The 19,893-nt window shown below is 67.8% G+C and carries 23 protein-coding genes and 3 pseudogenes; 17 read left to right on the top strand and 9 right to left on the bottom strand.

Annotated features, from left to right (window positions below; all coding sequences use genetic code 11):
• Positions 1–7 precede the first annotated feature (7 nt).
• The 4 genes and pseudogenes from ACFP2T_RS17860 to ACFP2T_RS17845 form a co-directional block, all read left to right on the top strand.
• Positions 8–385: a winged helix-turn-helix transcriptional regulator gene (locus tag ACFP2T_RS17860; RefSeq protein WP_377423041.1), complete on the top strand. Its 378-nt coding sequence runs from the start codon at positions 8–10 to the stop codon at positions 383–385.
• A gap of 183 nt (positions 386–568) precedes the next feature.
• Positions 569–883 carry a hypothetical protein gene (locus ACFP2T_RS17855; protein WP_377423039.1) on the top strand — a complete coding sequence of 105 codons (315 nt, stop codon included), beginning with the start codon at positions 569–571 and terminating at the stop codon, positions 881–883.
• A gap of 469 nt (positions 884–1,352) precedes the next feature.
• Positions 1,353–2,858 (top strand): alpha/beta hydrolase, encoded by a 1,506-nt coding sequence (locus ACFP2T_RS17850; protein ID WP_377423037.1) that lies wholly within the window; start codon positions 1,353–1,355, stop codon positions 2,856–2,858.
• A pseudogene (locus ACFP2T_RS17845) lies at positions 2,783–3,091 on the top strand (MerR family transcriptional regulator); the annotation flags it as partial. The gene ACFP2T_RS17850 and the pseudogene ACFP2T_RS17845, both read left to right, overlap by 76 nt.
• 165 nt (positions 3,092–3,256) lie before the next feature.
• Here ACFP2T_RS17845 and ACFP2T_RS17840 read toward each other — a convergent pair.
• Positions 3,257–3,469, bottom strand: coding sequence for a hypothetical protein (locus tag ACFP2T_RS17840; protein ID WP_377423035.1), 213 nt, complete (start codon positions 3,467–3,469; stop codon positions 3,257–3,259).
• Positions 3,470–3,655: 186 nt separating this feature from the next.
• The gene (locus ACFP2T_RS17835; RefSeq protein WP_377423069.1) at positions 3,656–4,189 is read right to left on the bottom strand and encodes a TetR/AcrR family transcriptional regulator; all 534 of its coding nucleotides are present in this window, start codon (positions 4,187–4,189) and stop codon (positions 3,656–3,658) included.
• A 233-nt stretch (positions 4,190–4,422) separates the two neighbouring features.
• On the opposite strand from ACFP2T_RS17835, the gene ACFP2T_RS17830 reads away from it, so the two are divergent.
• Both ACFP2T_RS17830 and ACFP2T_RS17825 read left to right on the top strand, forming a co-directional pair.
• Entirely contained in the window at positions 4,423–5,391 is a 969-nt protein-coding gene (locus ACFP2T_RS17830) for an aldo/keto reductase (RefSeq protein WP_377423032.1), read from the top strand.
• 253 nt (positions 5,392–5,644) lie between these two features.
• Positions 5,645–6,385 carry a GOLPH3/VPS74 family protein gene (locus tag ACFP2T_RS17825; RefSeq protein ID WP_377423030.1) on the top strand — a complete coding sequence of 247 codons (741 nt, stop codon included), beginning with the start codon at positions 5,645–5,647 and terminating at the stop codon, positions 6,383–6,385.
• Positions 6,386–6,540: 155 nt separating this feature from the next.
• On the opposite strand, the gene ACFP2T_RS17820 is transcribed toward ACFP2T_RS17825, so the two are convergent.
• Both ACFP2T_RS17820 and ACFP2T_RS17815 read right to left on the bottom strand, forming a co-directional pair.
• Entirely contained in the window at positions 6,541–6,804 is a 264-nt protein-coding gene (locus tag ACFP2T_RS17820; protein WP_377423067.1) for a Rid family hydrolase, read from the bottom strand.
• Positions 6,738–6,962, bottom strand: a complete 225-nt coding sequence (locus tag ACFP2T_RS17815; protein WP_377423028.1) for a RidA family protein — start codon at positions 6,960–6,962, stop codon at positions 6,738–6,740. The genes ACFP2T_RS17820 and ACFP2T_RS17815 overlap by 67 nt, the downstream gene beginning before the upstream one ends.
• Before the next feature lie 90 nt (positions 6,963–7,052).
• Between ACFP2T_RS17815 and ACFP2T_RS17810 the strand changes: the two genes are divergently transcribed.
• Positions 7,053–7,550 carry a MarR family winged helix-turn-helix transcriptional regulator gene (locus ACFP2T_RS17810; protein ID WP_377423025.1) on the top strand — a complete coding sequence of 166 codons (498 nt, stop codon included), beginning with the start codon at positions 7,053–7,055 and terminating at the stop codon, positions 7,548–7,550.
• Positions 7,551–7,969: 419 nt separating this feature from the next.
• On the opposite strand, the gene ACFP2T_RS17805 is transcribed toward ACFP2T_RS17810, so the two are convergent.
• Together ACFP2T_RS17805 and ACFP2T_RS17800 are read right to left on the bottom strand one after the other, a co-directional pair.
• Complete coding sequence (locus ACFP2T_RS17805) at positions 7,970–8,572, bottom strand: response regulator transcription factor (protein ID WP_377423022.1); 603 nt, start codon at positions 8,570–8,572, stop codon at positions 7,970–7,972.
• Positions 8,569–9,723, bottom strand: coding sequence for a sensor histidine kinase (locus tag ACFP2T_RS17800; protein ID WP_377423020.1), 1,155 nt, complete (start codon positions 9,721–9,723; stop codon positions 8,569–8,571). The genes ACFP2T_RS17805 and ACFP2T_RS17800 overlap by 4 nt, the downstream gene beginning before the upstream one ends.
• Positions 9,724–9,827: 104 nt before the next feature.
• Between ACFP2T_RS17800 and ACFP2T_RS17795 the strand changes: the two genes are divergently transcribed.
• The 4 genes from ACFP2T_RS17795 to ACFP2T_RS17780 all read left to right on the top strand — a co-directional run bounded on the left by ACFP2T_RS17795 (position 9,828) and on the right by ACFP2T_RS17780 (position 13,649).
• Complete coding sequence (locus ACFP2T_RS17795; RefSeq protein ID WP_377423018.1) at positions 9,828–10,733, top strand: ABC transporter ATP-binding protein; 906 nt, start codon at positions 9,828–9,830, stop codon at positions 10,731–10,733.
• Between the two features lie 26 nt (positions 10,734–10,759).
• Positions 10,760–11,479, top strand: coding sequence for an ABC transporter permease (locus ACFP2T_RS17790; RefSeq protein WP_377423015.1), 720 nt, complete (start codon positions 10,760–10,762; stop codon positions 11,477–11,479).
• A 593-nt stretch (positions 11,480–12,072) separates the two neighbouring features.
• A complete protein-coding gene (gene bla, locus ACFP2T_RS17785; protein WP_377423012.1) occupies positions 12,073–12,990 on the top strand; it encodes a class A beta-lactamase in 918 nt (305 codons plus the stop codon).
• Between the two features lie 155 nt (positions 12,991–13,145).
• On the top strand, positions 13,146–13,649 hold the full coding sequence (locus tag ACFP2T_RS17780) for an AAA family ATPase (RefSeq protein ID WP_377423010.1): 504 nt from the start codon (positions 13,146–13,148) through the stop codon (positions 13,647–13,649).
• 222 nt (positions 13,650–13,871) lie between these two features.
• On the opposite strand, the gene ACFP2T_RS17775 is transcribed toward ACFP2T_RS17780, so the two are convergent.
• Positions 13,872–14,081, bottom strand: a complete 210-nt coding sequence (locus ACFP2T_RS17775) for an alpha/beta hydrolase family protein (protein WP_377423074.1) — start codon at positions 14,079–14,081, stop codon at positions 13,872–13,874.
• Here ACFP2T_RS17775 and ACFP2T_RS17770 point away from each other — a divergent pair.
• A complete protein-coding gene (locus tag ACFP2T_RS17770) occupies positions 13,995–14,516 on the top strand; it encodes a LysR substrate-binding domain-containing protein (protein ID WP_377423065.1) in 522 nt (173 codons plus the stop codon). The two genes, ACFP2T_RS17775 and ACFP2T_RS17770, sit on opposite strands and share 87 nt — an antisense overlap.
• Before the next feature lie 237 nt (positions 14,517–14,753).
• On the opposite strand, the gene ACFP2T_RS17765 is transcribed toward ACFP2T_RS17770, so the two are convergent.
• Positions 14,754–15,470, bottom strand: a complete 717-nt coding sequence (locus ACFP2T_RS17765; RefSeq protein ID WP_377423008.1) for a helix-turn-helix domain-containing protein — start codon at positions 15,468–15,470, stop codon at positions 14,754–14,756.
• 100 nt (positions 15,471–15,570) lie between these two features.
• Here ACFP2T_RS17765 and ACFP2T_RS17760 point away from each other — a divergent pair.
• The 5 genes and pseudogenes from ACFP2T_RS17760 to ACFP2T_RS17740 all read left to right on the top strand — a co-directional run.
• Positions 15,571–15,759, top strand: a pseudogene (locus ACFP2T_RS17760) (class I SAM-dependent methyltransferase); the annotation flags it as partial.
• A 293-nt stretch (positions 15,760–16,052) separates the two neighbouring features.
• Positions 16,053–17,531 carry an alpha/beta hydrolase gene (locus ACFP2T_RS17755; RefSeq protein WP_377423006.1) on the top strand — a complete coding sequence of 493 codons (1,479 nt, stop codon included), beginning with the start codon at positions 16,053–16,055 and terminating at the stop codon, positions 17,529–17,531.
• Between the two features lie 33 nt (positions 17,532–17,564).
• The gene (locus ACFP2T_RS17750) at positions 17,565–17,786 is read left to right on the top strand and encodes a hypothetical protein (protein ID WP_377423003.1); all 222 of its coding nucleotides are present in this window, start codon (positions 17,565–17,567) and stop codon (positions 17,784–17,786) included.
• Between the two features lie 237 nt (positions 17,787–18,023).
• Complete coding sequence (locus ACFP2T_RS17745) at positions 18,024–18,845, top strand: CPBP family intramembrane glutamic endopeptidase (RefSeq protein WP_377423001.1); 822 nt, start codon at positions 18,024–18,026, stop codon at positions 18,843–18,845.
• A gap of 147 nt (positions 18,846–18,992) precedes the next feature.
• On the top strand, positions 18,993–19,250 hold the full coding sequence (locus ACFP2T_RS17740) for a hypothetical protein (protein ID WP_377422998.1): 258 nt from the start codon (positions 18,993–18,995) through the stop codon (positions 19,248–19,250).
• 375 nt (positions 19,251–19,625) lie between these two features.
• On the opposite strand, the pseudogene ACFP2T_RS17735 reads toward ACFP2T_RS17740, so the two are convergent.
• Positions 19,626–19,787 (bottom strand): annotated as a pseudogene (locus ACFP2T_RS17735) (serine hydrolase); the annotation flags it as partial.
• Positions 19,788–19,893 lie beyond the last annotated feature (106 nt).

Below are 19,893 nucleotides of genomic sequence, written 5' to 3'. Positions count from 1 at the left end.
TGGTTTCATGCGCGATACCACCGCCCCTCCGGTCGGCGAGCTACGTATCGACATGCCCCACCGCGAGTTGCTCGACCAGGTGTTGGACAAGTGGTCGCTCAGCGTTCTCAACGAGCTGTGTGACCACCCGTGCCGGTTCAACGAGCTGCGCCGGGCGGTCCCGGCGGTGACGCAGAAGTCGCTCACGGCGACGCTGCGACGACTCGAGCGCAACGGCATCATCGAACGCCATGTCGTGGCGACCCGCCCGGTCGCGGTGGAGTACCGGATCACCCGATTGGGAAAGACCCTGCGTGCCCCGGTCGACGCCCTCCTCGAGTGGGCCGATGCCTACATGCCGCAGATCGAACATGCCCGCAAGGCGTTTGACGCCGAGATTGAGTAACGAGTGCGGGCCGAGCACGGCGCCTCCGTGTCGCCTCTCGGCCTGCTGCCGGATCCGGAAACCGCAAGGTGCGCAGCCGGTGGACCCGGCGCTACTCCAGTCTGCGCATCTGCGGTCCGTTCCTCGGCTGACTGCGAGCATGGCGGAGTCGGTTCATCAGTGGTGAGCTGATCGTTGGCGGCGGTGGACGTGACCCTTCGTCTGACTGGCTTCGTGTCTTTGAGTCGACTTGTCCGTCCGCTGTTGCCGGCGCCGGCCCGGGCCGGCGCCCACGCCAACCTGGAACTGGAGTGGGACGTCGTCGTCACCACCGACCCGGTACGGGCGGCCGAGGCCATTAGCGCCGCGGACGCCGCAACGAACGGCACCTCCTCCGAAAAGCCGGAGCAGGTTCGGCTGCGCGGGAGACTCCGGTCGGGAGCGGATTCCGTCGCCGACGCCGCTACCCGGCCCACTGAATCGGCCCAGTGTCCACTCGGTGAATCGCAGCGCTCGTAAGGTCACCACCTCACTGATCGCACGGTCCGGTGCCGTGAACAGTGACGGCACGTCACGTGTCGGGCGTGACATGGCGCCACTGTCGGGTGGCCGCGGCGGCTGGTGGCATGGAGGCATCGCGCCGGGCGCAGAGGTACAGCCGTGAACAGTTGGCCGGGAGGCAGGCATGAAACGACGTCGAAGAGTGGCCTCGACGTCATCGTCGGGCTCGCCGCGTGCCTGGTGGCGCACCGGCCCAAGCGGTGGGGCGCAGCGGCGGGCTGGCTCCCTTGACCGGCCGCAACGCACACGCTGACGCCGGTCGTGAACACCAGGTGCGGTGCAGACAGTCTCGACTAGCAGAAGCGTAAAGAGAGTCCGTAACGTGAGCAGAAGGACGAGCATTACGTCCCGCCCCGGCAGGGGTCGCCCGCCCCTACGGCGACTCGGCTTCGCGAGTATCGCCCTGGTGGCCTGTGTGGGTTCGGTCATGGCGTGCACATCCGGCGAGGAAGAGAACCCAGATCCGGGCGAAAGCGCGACCAGTGCTGCGCTGGAGCGGTACTACACCCAGAAGCTGGAGTGGAAGGGCTGTACCGACTTCGCCACGAGCCCGCGTGAGGCGGAGATCCTCGGAAAGGCTCCGGCCGAGTGCGCGTGGCTGAGTGTGCCGCTGGACTACGACGATCCTCAGGGCACCGTCACCACCGTCGCGGTCCTGCGCGTCGCCGCCCGGGGAGAGTCGCAGGGCTCGCTGCTGTTCAACCCCGGCGGTCCGGGCGGCACCGGCGTCCTGGGCGGTCTGGGCGTCGTGGCTCAGATGACGAAGAGCCGCATCACCGAACGGTTCGACGTGGTCGGCTTCGACCCGCGTGGTGTCGGCGCTACCAAGCCCGCGGCCGACTGCTACACCGAGGGCGGCACGAGCCGGGGCGACGAGGTGTTCCCGCTGATGACCATGACCGCCTCGCTGACGGAGGAGGACACCCGGGCGGTGTTCGACCGCTGCGCCAAGGGATCCGGGGGTGTGGAGGCGCTTACGCAGATGGGTTCGCGCACGACCGCTCGTGACATGGACGTGCTGCGGGCGGCGCTCGGTGAGGAGAAGTTGACGTTCCTCGGTCAGAGCTACGGCACCCGGCTGGGAGCGGTTTACGCGGAGCAGTTCCCGCAGCGGGTGCGGGCGATGGTCCTCGACGGTGCCTTCGACCCCCGGCTGGGGACGATCGAGCGCCGGCTCTCGGCGTACGGGGGCTTCCAGCGAGCCTTCGAGGCGATGGCCGCCGCGTGCGCGGAGAAGGCGACCTGCCCGTTGGGGACCGATCCGAAGGCGTGGACGTCGACCTTTCAGACGATCGTTCAGCCGCTACGGGACAAGCCCGTGCCCGCACTCGACCAGGAGCTCGACTTCGACGAGGCGCTCGGTGGGGTGATGGCGGGCCTGTACAGCCCGGACAAGTGGCCCGCGATCATGAGTGGTCTTGCGGAGGTGCGGCAGGGGCGTGGCGACACGCTGCTGGAACTGACGTTCGACTTCGAAGGTGGTGAGCCCGACTCCGTGGTCAACGGCAACGCCATCGAGGCGATGTTCGCGATCAACTGCATGGACGAGCAACGGCTCACCCCGCAGGACGCCACCCGGCTGCGCGTGAAGACCTACGAGACGGCGCCCTTCATGAACCCCGGCGGAGACCCTGCGGCGGGCGCACGCGATGGATGCGAGTTCTGGCCGGCCGCACCGACGCTCGGCATCCCGTACGCGCAGAACGTCGTGGGCCTGCCGGACACGCTGGTCGTTTCGATTACCGGTGACGCCACCACTCCGCACCAGGGTGCCATCAGCCTCGCCGACACCCTGGGCAGCGCCCTGCTGACCGTCGAGGGGGAGGGACACACCATCGTCTCCTCCGGAAAGAACGAGTGCGTCGACACCATCGCCGCGGACTACCTCATCGACCTCAAGCTGCCGGCCACCACGCCCACCTGCTACATCTAGATCCGGCAGTACGGCGATCGAGACGAGCGCGGGAAGGAGACGACGTGGCCTGGAGCACACGTGCGCTTGCGGAACTCGTCGGCACCACGATGAACACCATTCGGCACCACCACCGTCTCGGCCTGCTCGAAGAGCCCGAGCGCCGATACAACGGATACAAGCGGTACGGGGCGCGGGATCTCGTACGCCTTCCGTGCATCGGACGGCTCGCCGATCTGGGGGTGCCGCTCTCCCGGATCGGCGAGGTGGACGGGAACATCGCCCCGGACGCGCTGAGCCGAGTCGACACCGAACTCGCGGCGGACATCGAGCGCCTGCCGAGAACTCGGTCGGACGTCGCGGCCATCCTGCGCGACAGCGCGCCGGCCGACACGTCTGCGGGGTTCGAGCCCGTCGCATCAGGTCTGTCCGGGCTCGACAGCTCGATGATCCACATTCACCCGCAGCTCCACGACGAGGACGCGATGGCGGGCCTGCGGCGCATGGTAGAGGCCGACACGGATCCCATCGGCCACGACATCGACGTCGTGCAACCCGACGCGGACGAGGCGACTCGGCGGAACCTCGCCGAGAAGCTCGCACCGATCCTGGCGCGGCATCTCGTCGACCACCCCTGGTTGAGCGACCCGGCAGCGGACCTGTCCAAGAGTGAGCACGTGACGCGGCAGACGTTCATCGATGCGGTGAAAGAGCTGTATGACGCCGCCCAGCTCGATGCGCTGCGACGGGCGGCGGATGGTCGTCCTAGCTGTCGGGCAGCGCCGCCTCGGATGACCTCGAACGGAGTCACGCGGTCGCTACCGTGGCCAGCTGAGCATGGCCGTGTCGGCGATCTCCTGGAGCTCGTCGGGGCCGAGGCCACTGGCGGCCTGGACGGCGATGCCGAACCCCACCGTCATGATGTATCGGGCGAGTCGCGCCGGCTCGGCGTCACGCGGGAGGTCGCCCTCGTCGACGGCGCGCTGGAAGCGCTCCTCGAGACGCACGCCAGCGTCGTTGCGCCAGTCGACGAGCACGTCGCGGGCGGGTCGACCGTCGTCGCCGGACGCCAGCGCGCCCTGAACGGTCAAGCATCCGGAGGGGGCGTCGGGACGGGTCGTGGTCTGGACCGATCCACGGAGGAACGCCTCGGCCACTGCTCGCGCGGTCGGCTCCGTCAGGGCGTGCGTCGCGTAGGAGGCTGGCCCCTGCCCGTAGCGCTGGAGGGCCTTGCGGAAAAGCTGCTCCTTGTTGCCGAAGGCCGCGTACATGCTCGTCTTGGTGATCCCCATGGCAGCGGTCAGATCGGTGAGGCTCGCGCCCTCGTAACCTCGGGCCCAGAACACCTGCATGGCGCGCTCCAGCGCCTCGTCGATGTCGAACCCGCGAGGGCGGCCGATGGCGGCCTTCCGGAACCCACCCATACGGCCAGCGTACTCCTCGGTACAGAACCCGTACGGAGCGGCAGCCTGGGCAGATGCCTCTCAGTGGGTGTGTGACGGGCGCCATTCAGTACTGATCGGTTCGGAAGTGCTAGAGTTCTGTACCGATCGAAACATAACTAGCAGGTGGAGAAGTCCGCACAATGAAGAACACTTCGCTCGGCGGCCTCGAGGTTTCTCGCATCGGCCTCGGCGCCATGGGGATGTCGGCGTTCTACACCGGCGCCGGCCGGCTCGACGAGTCGATCCGCACGATCCGGCGTGCCCTGGATCTCGGGGTCACCCACATCGACACCGCTGAGCTTTACGGCCCCTTCACGAACGAGGAACTGGTGGGTCGTGCCGTGCGAGGGCACCGGGACGAGGTCGTGCTGGCCACCAAGTTCGGCCTCATCTCCCACACCGGACGCTCCGGTCCGGACAGCACCCCGGCCAACATCCGGATCGCCGTGGAGGGGTCCCTACAGCGTCTGGGGACCGACTACATCGATCTCTACTACCAGCACCGGGTAGATCCTGACACGCCCATCGAGGAGACCGTGGAGACGCTGGCCGAGCTGGTGGCCGAGGGCAAGGTCCGCCACATCGGCCTGTCGGAGGCGGCCTCCGTGACGATCAGGCGGGCTCACGCCGTGCATCCGGTGGCCGCGGTCCAGACCGAGTACTCACTGTGGACCCGTGACCCCGAGGCCGAGATCCTGCCCACCACGCGCCAACTGGGGATCGGCTTCGTGCCGTACTCGCCGCTCGGGCACGGCTTCCTCACCGGGAACATCCGCTCCCTCGACGGCCTCAACGCCGACGACTGGCGCCGTACCAACCCACGCTTCATCGGCGACAACCTCGCACGCAACCTTCGCATCGTCGACGAGGTCCGTGCCGTCGCCACCGAGATCGGGGCCACACCCGCGCAGGTCGCCCTGGCCTGGCTGCTGGCCCAGGGCGACGACATCGCCCCCATCCCGGGCACCACGCGGATCGCCCGGCTGGAGGAGAACACCGCCGCTGACCGCCTTACGCTCACGGCCGACCAGGTCGCCCGGCTGAACAGCCTGCCCCCGGCCTCCGGTGATCGCTTCGACGAGGAAAACCTGGCCGCCATCGACCGCTGACCGAAGATGCGAGGGTCCGGCGCGCCAAGCAGGAACACTGACCACCGGCGACGGCACCGGGTAATCCGGCATCGCACCTGTCAAAGAGCGAGCACATGAGGCAGCAGACGAGCATCGTCTCCTCTTACGGAACGTGACCGTGTCCCAGGAACAGGTCTCCGGTGAGGCCGAGTCGAGACGGATCTCGACCGTCGCACCTCGCGGTTCGAGGAGCATGCCGTGAGACCCATCGACAACAGGAAGGTTCGACCCGATGACGCAGCACCCTGAGGAACCCTTCGTCGGCGGCGGGACCGAGACGCCGGGCGAGGCGAGGCGGATCGAGGCTCCGACCCTGGCGGAGGATCTCCTGCTCCTCCTGTTCCAGCCGGGCACCGGGACCATCGCCGGAGAGAACACGCTCTTCTACACCCTGGCCGGCGCGGTGCTCGCAGATCTCGGGCTCGGCGATCACGTACGAACCGGTTCCGGCCGGAGCGGGACGGCGCGGGTGGAGGCCGTCGAGGATCACCCGCCGTCGGATGACATTCTGCGCTCAGCGTGGGACTACCTCTCCGCCAAGCCCCGAAGTGTCCAGACGGTGCTCGCGGCGATCGGACCGACGTTGCGTAGCCCGCTGCTGGAAAGGCTCATCGAACGCGGCGACATTCGCAGGGGAACCCGCAAGGCGCTCGGTCTGTTCCGCATGACCGTCCTCGAGGACGGCGGAAGCGGGCGTCGATCACGCCTCCTGGCCGACGTCCGCGACGTGCTCGTCGAGGGGGCCGAGCCGCAGCCTCGTGTCGCCGCGCTCACGGCGCTGCTGTCGGGAAGTGGCACACTGCCCCAGTTCCACCGCGAGATCCCCTGGACCTCCTCCGTGATCACCCGCGCCAAGGAACTCGAGAAGGGCAACTGGGGAGCCGGAGCCGCCGCCGCAGCGGTCGCCCGAACAGTCACGGCGACCATCGTCAACAACGCCGTCATCGCCGCGGCCACGCTTCCCCGGAACTAAGGATCGACCTCACCACGATTGTCCGAGGACGACATCCGCACCCATTCCGGTCCCACACCACTCTCCAACCGGCGCGACACCGCCCGTACTCCAGTCAGAGACACCCCAATTGACCACGCAGCGGCCTGGGACATTGCCTGAGTCCGACCTATTGGTCAGCCATCTTGACCGATGACCGCGGTGACGCGGATCTCCACGCGCATCTTCGGGGCACCGAGGGCCGGAACACCGGTCTCTGTCCAGATGGGCGCGCGGTCGCCCATGCGCTTGCGGAACTGCTCCACCATGACGCGGTTGTGCACCTCACCGATGAATTCAGCGGATTCCGGGATGTGGTACGAGTTGACGGCGATCACGTCACGCCACGTTCCACCAGCCAGAGCCAGGGTTCGCGCGACGTTGTCGAAGGCCCGGACGATCTCGTCCTCGAGGGACTCTGGGAAGTTCCAGTCGTCGTCCCACCCACCTTGGCCGATGTCTCGACCCGGTCGCCGACACGTACCGCCTGGTTGTAGTGCATGTTGGCCAACTGCGTCTCGCCGTACCCGGGAGTGGCGTAGAACTCGACCTTGCTCATGATCTCTCCCCCATTAACTTCACGCGTGAATCGACCATAACAGCGTTTGACTTCAAGCTACAACCATTACCTGCTCGGTATCGTGTTGCCATGACCACCCGCGGCCCGAAGTCCCAGGACGACGCCACCGACGAAGCGCCATGGCTGACCGCCGACGAGAAGGAGGCGTGGACCGGTCTGATCTCACTGGCACTGCTGCTGCCGGGGCGGCTGGAGGCCCCACTGCAGCGCACCGCCGGCCTGACCCTCTTCGAGTACCTGACGCTCAGCCACATCTCGGAAGCCCCGCAGCGCCAGTTGCGGATGAGCGAGTTGGCCTACCTGACCAACGGATCGCTTTCACGCCTGTCCAACGTTGTGAAGAGGCTGGAGCAGCGGGGCTGGGTAGAGCGGTCGCCGGACCCCCAGGATGGCCGCTACACCATCGCTGGCCTCACCGTTACCGGCTACGAAATAGTCGTCGCCGCCGCACCCACGCACGTGCGTGCGGTGCGGCAGTTCGTGCTGGACCCGCTCACCGCCGCCGACCAGCGGGCCCTGGCCCGGATCGCCGCCAAGCTGCGGCTGCGACCCGCTGATTTCAGCTAGCGTTCTGAGCCACCAATTCGACGACAGGGAAAGTGTTCTCCGGTTTCGTCCTGCAAAGTTCCGGTCGGGCCGTCGCAGTCGAGGGTGGCTAGGCGCACGACAACTTGGCGCTTTCTTCCGGTGACCTTCCGATGCCGAGGTGCGACGCGTCGCTGCCAAACGGTTGGCCCCTCGGCAAGGCCATACTGCGGCGCCCCAGGAAGGCCGGCACGTGCCCCGCTCAGATGGTGCCGTCGACCTCGTCGGATTCGACGCTGTCGTCCTTTTCGAGCCGGTGGAGGGTGGATACACCTGCCCGACGTTGAGCGGCCAGAACTCTCCGGTCTGCGCCTCGAACTACTGCCGTAGCCGCAGGCCGTATTTCGGGCCCTCGCTCAGCAGCGCCAGCGCCAGATGACGGGGGCCGTCCGGACCGTCGCTTACAGCCAGTCGTGTTCGCGGGCGTAGCGCGCCGCCTCGTGACGGGTGTGGGTCTGGGTCTTCTGCATGGCGTTGGAGAGGTAGTTGCGCACCGTGCCCTGCGCAAGGTGGAGCCGGCCGGCGATGTCGGCGACCGAGTAGCCAGAGCCGGTCTCCCGCAGGACGTCGAGTTCGCGGTCGGTCAGGGGGCAGTCGTCGATGACGGCCAGCGCGGAGACTTCCGGGTCGATCCAGCGCCTGCCGGTGTGCAGGGTGGCGATGACCGAGGTGATGTGGGCCGGCTCGGCGGACTTGCTGACGAAGCCCTGGACACCGAGTTTCAATGCCTTTCGCAGTACGCCCGGCCGCGCGTGCCGGGTCACCATGAGGACCACCTGTTCCGGGCGCGCGTGGCGGATCTGCGCGACTGCGCCGAGGCCGTCCACGCCCGGCATCTCCAGGTCGATGACCAGCACGTCGGGTCGATGCCGCAGGGTGGCTTCGACGGCCGTCTGTCCGTCTTGCGCCTCGGCGAGGACGGTGATGTCGCCCTCCAGCGGCAGTAGTGCGGCCAGGGCCGTGCGGAGCAGCACCTCGTCGTCGGCGAGGACGATGGTCGTCATCGGTCGTGCTCCGAGGCAGCCGCAGTCGTGCCGGCACGGGCGGACGGGAACATCGCGGCCGTCCGGAACCGCCCCTCGTGCTGTTCCACGGTCAGCTCACCTCCGTCACCGGACACTCGTTGTCGCAGGGCCGACAACCCCCTGAGTCCCGGAATCGAGTTGCCCGCCACTCCGTCGTTGACGATCGTGATACCCGCCGCGGAAAGCGTGATCTGCACCTGGGTGGCCTGCGAGTGCCGCAGGATGTTGGTGGTCGTCTCGCGCAGAACCTGGCCGAGCAGTTCGCCGGCCCGGGCGTCGACCTCGGCCTCACGTGTCACCCGCACCCGGATGCCGGCGGCCTCGAACAGGTTCTTCGCGTTCTCGATCTCCGCCGAGAGGTTGAGCCGCCGTTGGGCGTAGGCGAGTTCCTTGGTCTGCGCGATGGTGTCGCTGACCAGGGCGTACGTCTCGCGTAGTTCCTTATCCGCCCGTCCGGCGTCGCGGAGCAGCATCTTCTGCGCCAGCGCGATCTTCAGCTTCACCACGTGCAGGGTGTGGCCCTGGATGTCGTGCAGGTCGCTGGCGAACCGGACGCGTTCCCGGACGACAGCCAGCTCCGCCTCGCGCTCCCGGGTCTGTTCGAGTTCCCGGATGAGGTCGTAGAACCGCTCGCCCACTATCGTCATGACCGTCACCAGGACGGTGAGGGCGGTCGGGATGAGGACGTAGCTGACCAGGACCTCGCGTACGTCGTCCCGCTCCACCAGCAGGCGCGCCGCGCCGACGACGGCGACGTAGGAGAACAGCCCGGCCACCGCCGGGGCCCGACGCCGCCGCACCTCGCGCAGGGCGAGGGAACCCACGGCGCAGAAACCCCAGTACGCGTTCGGGCTGCCGGTCAGCAGCACCCCCAGCGGCCACACGGCTCCCGCCACGATCAGGCCGGGCAGCGCGACCCGGGCGAGGTCGTTGGCCGTCCACCGTTCGAAGGCCACCAGGCCCGCCGCGACCCCCGGAGCCAGGACGATGACGTGCCACCAGGCATCCGCGTCAACGAATAGGACGAAGGCCGCAGCGATCATGAGCGGCGGCAGTGAGACCGCGAGATTGAGCCGGCGCAGCCGTCCCTGCGTCGACTCGGTGTAGCGCGGCGATCTTGCGGTCACCATCCCAGTATCCGCCTGTCGCCGGCCGCGACCAGTGACACCACATCACATGTACCTGTGACGTGGTTGCACTGACGGGTGGCCGCGAGTCCCGCTGTCATGGATGCATGTCCAATACACCAGTCATCGAAGTCGAGCGCCTGAACCTCACGTACGGCGACTTTCACGCGGTGAAGGATCTCTCTTTCGAGGTACGGCGGGGGGAGCTGTACGCGCTGCTCGGCACCAACGGGGCTGGGAAGACCTCGACGCTGGAGACCATCGAGGGACACCGGAGGCCGACCTCCGGCGCCGTGCGTGTCTTCGGGCACAGCCCGCAGGACCGACGCGCCGTACGTCCCCGGATGGGCGTGATGCTCCAGGAGAGCGGGTTCTCCCCGGACCTGACCGTCCGCGAGTCCGTCGGTCTGGTCGGCCGGCTCACCCGGCGTACCGACGACGTCGACCGGTTACTCGACCTCGTCGACCTCACCGACCGGGCCGGCCGGAAGGTGTCCCAGCTCTCCGGCGGGGAGAAACGACGGCTGGACTTCGCGACCGCCGTCTACGGAACACCCGAGCTGATTTTCCTGGACGAGCCGACCACCGGCCTGGACATCCAGTCCCGCGACGCCGTGTGGGCGACGGTGGACCGGGTGCGTGAGAACGGCACGACCATCGTGCTCACCACGCACTACCTGGAGGAGGCGCAGCAGCGCGCCGACCGCATCGGGTTGATGCACCAGGGCACCTTCCACCGGGAAGGCACGGTCTCCGAGCTGACTCGCACCCTGCCGGCGGTCATCCGCTTCTCCCTCCCGACACCGACACCGACACCGACACCGACACCGGCACCGTCGTTGCCGTTGCCGGCTGTCGTAGACGCCGACGGGAAGGTCATGGTCGAGACCTTTGCTTTGCAGGAGGACTTGCATCTCCTGCTCGGGTGGGCGCAGGAGCACGCCGTGGAGTTGCGGGGTCTGGAGGCCGGGGCAACCCGGCTCGACGACGTGTTCCGCGCCATCAGCAGCTGATTCGTTCTCTCAAGAGGAGTGTCACCGTGTTGTCCATCGCTGCCAGCGAGCTGATCCAGATCTTTCGGAACCGGCTTGTGCTGATCACCAGCTTCATCATTCCCGTGTCGGTCTGCGTGTTCTTCGTGCGTCAGCACGAGACCTTCGCGACCATCGGCAGCCTCGGCTACATCGCGGCGATCGTGATATTCACCGCGGCCGCGTTCGGGTTCTACGCCACCGCCGTCACCACCCTGGCGTCGCGGCGTCAGAACCTCTTCCTCAAGCGGCTACGATCCACCGCCGCCGACGACGCCAGCATCCTCGCCGGCCTGCTGCTACCCGTCGTCGTCCTCGCCCTGGTGCAGGTAACCGCGATCCTGACCGCACTGGCCGTGGTCGCTGGTGGGCCGGCCAACGTCGTCCTGCTGGTGGTGGCGGTCCTCGCGACCCTGGCCATGATGATCGGCCTGGCCCTGGCCACCGCGGGACTGACGAACTCACCCGAACACGCCCAGGTGACCACCCTGCCCGTCACCCTCGGCGTGATCGCCGTGGCCACCTGGGTGGGCATCAGCGGCACCGAGGACCTGACCCTGCTCAAGAGGGTCCTGCCCGGCGGCGCGGCCACCGAGCTGACCATGAACGCCTGGAACGGTGGAGTCGCGGTGACCGAATCCCTTGCCCTGCTCGCACCGACGCTGGGCTGGGTCGTCGTCGCCGTCGCCCTCGCCACCCGACTCTTCCGCTGGGAGCCCCGCCGATGACCGCCGCACCCGGGTGAACCACGCCTCGTCCCACACCCAAGACTTGCATCTCACATCAACGTCAGGTTTTACGGTCAGGCCATGACATCACTCCTCGACAATGTCTCCCTCGGCGCACTCCGCCTTCCCAACCGGATCGTGATGGCCTGGATGACGCGGGCGAGAAGGACGAGGTCGTCCCGCCACTGGTCGCCACTCGACTCGTCGAACATCCGTGCCACCCGCTCCGGGCCGACACCCGTACATACCGCGTCCAGCACATGGGGCACGCATGGCCGGGCCCGGATGGTGACGGCAGCTACACCGATCACGCAGGCCCCGACGCCACCGTCATCATCTGGGAGTTCGCCGAACGCCACCTGATGCCCTGAGGAGCGCGGGACGCGGCCGGTTAACTCCCGGACATCCGAGCTGAGGTGACCTTGGCCGCTGGGGAGGAGTCCGTGCCAATGCTCGGCCGTCGCCGAGTGGATGCCGGATCGGCATCAACATCGTGAATTCGGTCTTCGACAGCATGCTCGACTCCTGTGAGGGTCGATTCATGCCCGACCGGCGCTGTTAGCGGTCGGGTCCCCGCACGACAAGGAGTGATGATGGCTCTTTCGACACGACGTCTGGTAATCGCGGTGACAGCGGTCTCGGTCTTGTTTCCCCTGGCCGCATGCGGCACCGCCGACGCCGCTGAGCAGCCGACGTGGGACCGTCCGGTGACGGTCACCGCGTCCACCGCCGCCGATCGGGACCGGGAGTTCCGACGGCTGGAGGAGAGGTTCGGCGCGCGGCTTGGCATCTACGCGATCGACACCGGTACGAGTCGGACCGTGGGGTACCGGGCCGAGGAGAGGTTCGCGTACGCCTCGACGTACAAGGCATTGGCCGCCGCCGAGGTCCTCGACGAGACCAGGGACGCCGAGCTGGATCGTGTGGTGCGGTACTCGACGGACGACCTGGTGACGTATTCGCCGATCACCGAGCAGCACGTCGCCGAGGGCATGACGCTGCGCGCACTCGCCGACGCCGCCGTGCGATACAGCGACAACACGGCCGGCAACCTGCTGTTGCGCCATCTCGGTGGACCGCAGCGGTTCGAGAAGGAGCTGCGGAAAATTGGTGACAAGGTCACCGACGCGGCGCGCTACGAGACTGAGCTCAACGAGGCGACGCCGGGCGACAGGCGGGACACCAGCACCCCACGGGCGTTGGCCGGTGATCTGCGGGCGTACGCCGTCGCGGATGCCCTCGAGCCCGCAGACCGCAGCATCCTCAACGGTTGGCTGCGGGGCAGCACCACCGGCGCCGCGCTGATCCGAGCCGGTGTCCCCGACGGGTGGGTCGTCGGGGACAAGACCGGGGCCGCCGGGTATGGCACCCGCAACGACATCGCGGTGATTTGGCCGCCGGATCGCGCGCCGATCGTCCTCGCCGTGCTGTCCAGCCGCGGTGAGAAGGACGCCAGCTACGACGACGCCCTGATCGCCCAGGCGACGGAGGTGGTGATCGCCCAGCTGTGACGGCTGGTGGCCGTGGGGTCCGGCGACGGCAAGTTCCTGTACAGAGAGAGCCCTCCCGGCCTGGTCTGACCCAGCCCCCAACTGATTCGGGTCTTGAACGGGAGCTGTCGACCGGGGCCGGGAGGACTTGTGGTCGGGCCGGTAGCGTTGTCCCGATGTCGAAGATCTTGGTAACCGGCATGTCGGGAACGGGCAAGTCGTCGGCGCTCGCCGAACTTGCCCGACGCGGTTATCGCGTCGTAGACACCGATGATCCGGGCTGGCGCGAGTATCGCGAGTACGTCGAGTTCGTCGACGAGGTGCACCGCGGGGAGTGGCTCTGGGTCGAGGAAAGGATCACCGGGCTGCTGGACTCCGATGACGGTCGCTCACTCTTCGTTCAGGGGTGCGTGAGGAACCAGCCGAAGTTCTACGACCGTTTCAACGCGGTCGTCCTACTCAGCGCCCCTGCTGACGTGATCCTTGACCGGGTCGCGTGCAGAACGACGAACGAGTACGGGAAGACTCCGGTGGAACGAGCGATGATTCTGGATGACCTCGCCAGGGTCGAGCCGGTGCTCAGAGCGAGCTGCACGCATGAGCTGGATGCCAGCCGACCCCTCGATGAAGTCGTCGCCGACTTGATCGCGATTGCGTCGCACCCGATGACGACGTCCTAGTGATCGCTCCAGCCGGGTTCGTCAGGTAGGTGCTGGCCGATCAGGGAGTTGGCATCCCTACCCGCCAGCAGCGGGAACACCAACCGCCACCGCCTCAACCGAGGCGGCGGCCGACAATTGTTCGATGTCCTTGAACCTCCAGGTAAGCATGAGGCAGTTGCTCCGTCGTCACCCTGGGCGCAGCGTACGCGTGGGCAGCGCTGCCGACGAGCTAGTGGCCGGTCAGGCGGAGGCGGGACGAGCGAGGAGACGCCCGAGCCAGCCCGACCGCGCCGAGGCCGCCTGCCGGGCCATCGGGCTGTCCGCGATCAGCACCTTCCAGGCGTGCGTGCCGCCGGGCCAGACGTGCAGTTCGCAAGCCCCGCCGTCGGCCCAGAGCTGGTCGGCGTACGCGACGCTCTCGGCCTGTTGCGCGACTGCCGCGACCGCCACGGCCTGCTGCTGCGGGAGCCGACGTGCGAGCCACGGGTCGTCTTGCTGAGCGAAAGCCACACCCTCGCGCCGAAGGACGACGTGACGCTGAACGATCTACGTGACGAGCCGATCGCCTATCTCAACGACGTGTCGCCGCAGGAACTGCAACACTGGGCGGGCGCCGATCTGGACGGGCGGTCCTGGCGTCGCGGCCCGGTGGTGGGCAGCGTGTCGGAGCTGGTCACCGAGATCAAACTCGGCCGATCGATCGCTCTCGTCCACCGCCCGGCGATGCCGGACCACTCGACTCCGGGCATCGTGGCCAGGCCTGTCGCCGGCCTCTCCCCGAGCCGGCTGGAGCTCGCCACACCGGCACACGGCACGCGCCCGATCGTCACGGAGTTCGCGGCGCACCTGCTTGCCACGGCCAGGCGGCCGGCCGTGGCGGCGTAGCGCGGTAGCGGCTCCAGCTCAGTGGTTCTATGGATTCCGATCTGGCACCTTGGGTGGCGTCGTGCGATCCGATCGCACCGGCCGGCGCCGGCCCTGTTCCTTGTGTCATCGGGCGGGCAAGTCCGCAGGGTAGGCCGGCGGGAACAAGCTTGGGGAGCAGCGCGTGCAGCCGGTTGACGGTCTGCGTGCGGTTACGGACCAGGTCGTCGCGGTGGTCGGTCTTGCGGCAGTGTTCGGTCACAGCATTCGCACGTGGTGGGTCAGCATCGTGAGCACGTCGACCACGTCGACGCTGTCGGCAACGTCGGCTTCTCCAGCACGATCCGAGATCGGCAAGCCACGTGGAGGTTTTCGCGGTGCGGACGGTTCAGGGGAGGGTTGGTAGCGGGCCCTGATGTGGAAGCGTTCGCCCTGCGGGCCGAGGATGCTCAGGAACTCCACCGGCGAGGCGTCGGCGTTGCCGAACCAGTGCGGGAGGTGGGTGTCGAACTCGGCGACCTCGCCGCTGGTGAGGACGAGGTCCTGGTCACCGAGGACGAGGCGGAGCCGCCCGTTGAGGACGTACAGCCAGTGATAGCCCTCGTGTGAACGCGGATCGGGTTCCAGATCGTTCGGGCCGGACGGGAGGATCTGCTTGAACGCCTGCAGCCCACCGGGTTTGCGGGTCAGCGGGATGACCACCATGCCGTTGTGGGTGAACGGCTGCGGATAGACCCGGGGGTCGCCAGTGGCCGGGGCGCCGACCAGCTCGTCGAGTGGCACCTGGAAGGCCTTGGCGAGCGGCAGCAGCAGTTCCAGGCCCGGCCTTCGCTGCCCGGACTCGAGCCGGGACAGGGTACTGATCGGGATGCCGGTGGTCTGCGACAGGGCCGTCAGGGTGGCGCCGCGGCGGCGACGCAACTCGCGCAGCCGTGGACCGACCGCGGCCAGCACGTCATCGAACTCGTCATTCATGCGGACTATCTTGCAGTTTCCGCAAACCTTTGACGGCTTGTCGCGGGTGGGCGCAGATTGGTGGACGACCTCTACCGCGCGGGAGGCGACGACAACGAACGTGCACCACTGGGATGAGATCTATCGCAGCCGGGATCAGGTGTTCAGCGGCGCGCCCAACGCGGTCCTCGTCGCCGAGGTCGCTGGCCTGCGACCCGGACGAGCGCTCGACGTCGGCTGCGGAGAAGGCGCCGACGCGATATGGCTGCCAGCGGGCGCGGCGCTGATGCGCGGGGAACAGGTGTTGGGCGCCGTACAGGACGCGCTCGAGAGCTACGGGCCGCCCTAACTCCACCATGGCAGCGGCGGGCGGCGATCGCACGTCGTCACGCTGCGGCGTCGCGGGCCGTAGCCAGTGACACCACGTCACACGGTGCTGTGACGTCCTGGCACTGACGGGTGGCCGCGAGGGCTGCTGTCATCAAGGTATGTCCACCACGCTGGCTGTCGAAGGAGCCCGACGTGGTCTCTGGCGTGACTGTGCTTCCGGGGCACGGTGTGGCATCGGGTGGACTACCGCAACGAAGGACGGGAGACCTGGACGTGTATCGAAGACGTGGCATCGCCCTGATGGGGATGCTTGGCATGGTTGGTGCGCTGGCTGCGGTGATTCCGGCGACGGCCGGGGAATCGACGGCGCGGCCGGCATGGGCCGCGTGCCCGGAGAATGTCGTGGTGCCGCCGCCACTTCTGGTGCAGTGCGCGAAGGTGCCGGTCCCGCTGGACTACCGTGACCCGGAGGGCACGCAGATCGAGATCATGGTGTCGCGGATCGCGAGCACGAAGCCGGAGAAGCGGCGCGGCGTGCTGATGTTCAACCCCGGCGGTCCGGGCGGCACCGGGCTGGACCAGCCGGGATTCCTGGCCGGCAAGGGGCTGCCGGCCAGCGTCCTGGACGCCTACGATCTGATCGGCATGGACACCCGGGGCGTCGGGCACTCGGCGCCGGTCAGCTGTGGCTTCACCGATGTCGACGCCTACTGGGCCAACATTCCGCCGTACGCGGTCGACGGCGCGGCCGTGACCCGGCAGGCGGAGATCGTCAAGGAGGTCGCCGCCCGGTGCGCGGCGAACGACACCGAAGGGCGGCTGCGACACCTGACGACCGCCAACATGGCCCGCGACCTGGACCGTATCCGGGCCGCGCTCGGCGAGGAGAAGGTCAACTTCTACGGGGCGTCCTACGGCTCGGCGTTGGGTGCGGCGTACGCCTCGATGTTCTCGGCAACCGCCGACCGGATCGTGCTGGACAGCAACATCGGCGACACCCACCTCGACCGTGCCGGTCTGCGGCGGTACGCCCTCGGCATGGAACAGACGTTGCCCGACTTCGCGGAGTGGGCGGCGGCGCGGCACGACTCCTACGGGCTGGGCCGCACGCCGGAGCAGGTGCGCACGACCTATTTGACCATCGCCGAACGACTTGACCGGACACCGGCGGCCGACGGGCTCAATGGCGCTGTGTTCCGATTCGTCACCTTCGCCTCTCTCTACAGCGAGATTCAGTACGGGAACCTCGCGCGGATCTGGCAGTCGTACCGGGACCCTGGCAAGGTGCCCTCGGAGGCGAAGGCGGCGGTGGCACCGAGCCCGTCCGACAACGCCTTGACGGTGTTCCTCGCCGTCACCTGTAATGACGTCGAGTGGCCTGAGGACGTGGAGACCTACCGGCGGGCCGTCGCCGAGGACCGTGAGCGGTACCCGCTGTACGGTGCGGCCAGCGCCAACATCACTCCGTGCGCCTACTGGAAGTACGAGCCGTCCGAGCCGCCTGTCGCGATCAGCGACAAGGGGCCGCGTAAGGTGCTGATCCTTCAGAACTGGCACGATCCGGTCACTCCGTTGGCGGGTGGCAAGTTGCTGCGTGAGCAGTTCGGCCAGCGCGCTCGGCTGGTGACCGCCAACGAGAGCGGGCACGGCGTCTATGTGCTCGGCGGCAACGCCTGCGTGCTGAACCTCACCACGTCGTACCTGGTCGACGGCACGATGCCCGCCCGGGACACGACCTGCCGGCGCGACTGACCATGTCCTGAGTCGGCATCGGGGGCGGAACAGGTGTCCGCCCCCGATGCCGAGCTGGCGGCCAGCATCGAGCGCCAGCAGCGGATGCGCGAGGAGCTGGCGGGGATGGAGCCGCATCCAGGGTCAGTCGACGGGCATCGGGTCGACCTCGTCGAGGTAGAACCGGACCGAGGTGGTCCGTCCCTCCGTACGGCGCTGCGCATTCGATCCTCTGCCTTCAACCGGCGGATCCCGCGCCGAGACGCCTCCATCTGACTGGAGTGTGCCCCCACGGCACGGTGTTCGCCCGTGAGTACATCCACCGATCCGAGCCCGAGAGGAACTTTCCCGATGAACGCACCAAGGCCCGACGGGCCCCGGGACCCGACGAGTCGCCCGAGCCCTCCTGCCTCGAACAGCTCGAGCCTCCCGACACAGGAGCGTTCTCGGCCAGCCGTCGACAGGCCCCGGCCGTTCGGCGCTCACCTGCGCATGAGTTGGTGGAAGCCGCTCGTGGTCATCATTGTGCCGCCGGTGGTGATGGTGATCCTGCAGGTTCTGCTCTACCAGGTCGTCGGCATCATTGAGGGCAGCGACGACCCGATGGCAGCCACCTTCACGCCGTTGAAGTTCCTGGCCGTCAACCTGAGCGTGGGCACCGCGGGCGTACTGGCGATCCTGCTCCTGGTGTGGATGGCCAAGGTACCGTGGCGCAGTCTGATCAGCTCACCACGAGCATTCGACACGCGCCGCTTGGTGCAGTACCTAATCGGCGCGGCGCTGCTGGTGGGCGGCGGGATCGGTGTCGTGGCGTTGGTCGCACCGGACGCTCCGGGCTGGACCACCTTCGGGGTCACCGGCACGACGATCGTCATGCTGGTGATCGTCGTCCTGAGTACTCCGATGCAGGCCGCCGGCGAGGAGCTGATGTACCGAAGCGCCGTGCTGCCCGCCGCCGCATCCTGGGTGCGTGCGGTTCGCCCGGCCCTGGTCGTCGGGCTCGTGGTCTCCAGCCTGGCCTTCGCCGTGGCCCACGGGTCGACCGACCCCTGGCTGTTCGGATACTACGCGGTGTTCGGCATCTCTACCGGGCTGATGGCGATCATCAGCCGCGGCGTCGAGGCGCCGGTTGCGTTCCACATCGCCAACAACGTCCTGATGACGACCGTCAACACGTTGATGGCGGGTGGCGAGGCCTTCGCGATCGACCGGTCCACCGACTCCGGCGACGCATCCCTGCTGATCCTTGCCGCCGTCAACATCGGCATGGTCGTGCTCGTCTGGATGCGCGAGCGGCTAGTACTCCAGCAGGAGATCCGTTTCAAGGCTTGGTGATGGCTTGTCGGGGGCGTAGTGGCTGATCTTGGCTACGATGCGTCGTTACCCTCGGCAAGGACGGCAGCATCTCCGGCGGCTTCCCGCTCAGCGGCGAGGGCGTCACCACCAACCCGCCGGCCTAACCACCGAACCCACGGGAGACCCATGGAAGTCAACGATTACTACTGGTACAGCCGCCAGATCACCGACCAGCTCGCACCCAAGATCAGCCCGAAGTACCGGCCGATCGTCCTGACCGCCGGAGGCGCCGGGGCCTGGGACCTGGCGATCACGACGCTCGTCGGCGCCCTGTCGGAGGAGGACGTCGTGATCACCACGGCGGAGAAGGACGCGCTGCGGGAACTCATGGAGTACCTCCGGGAACCTCTGACCTACCTGGAGCAGATCCGGACCTCGGACTGACGGCCGAAGCGTAGATCGGGCCCTCGAACCCTGCACCGTGTCGACCAGCGGGCGTCCCAGACCTGGCCCGATCTCGGCGAGCATGTCGATGGCGACATTCACCGAACGGTAGATCTCGGCACAGAGGGGAAGACGGACCAGGCGATGACGTCGCCGACGCGGCGGGGGCTCGATGGTCAGGGCGTGGAACAGCCGTTGGAGTTCGTAGACGGTGATCGGGATCAGGCCGTCCTGGGTGGTGGTGTGGCCGCTGCGGCGCCGAGGACACGGGGTCATTTTTCACGCGTCGTCGACACTCCGTGCCCACGGACAAGCCCACACCGCCACAGCAGGTCAGAACGGATCTCCTGCTGGAGTACTAGGGCCACGAGCTGGCTAACTCCACCATGGCAGAGTGCCCGTCCGCAGGTGGTCGTGCAGTGTTCGCGCGACATGTGCCATCGTCGCCTCGCTGCCGGGTTGCGTGACGGCGGGCACGCGGGAGGCGGCGAGTGCGGCGACCACGTATGACTGTCCGTCGACGTGGTCCATCACGCCAGCCCGAACGGAACGCGCCAGGTCGCCGTCCCTTCCGGAACCGCTACGATCCCGGCGCTGACCTACCTCCCCGTTCTTACCTCACATCTATGTGAGATTCCGCTTA

Origin of the sequence: Plantactinospora solaniradicis, assembly GCF_042658085.1 — a bacterium.
In the GTDB taxonomy this organism is placed as follows: domain Bacteria; phylum Actinomycetota; class Actinomycetes; order Mycobacteriales; family Micromonosporaceae; genus Plantactinospora; species Plantactinospora solaniradicis.
Note: the sequence above shows the minus strand (reverse complement) of the source record. Positions and strands in the feature narration are given on the sequence as shown.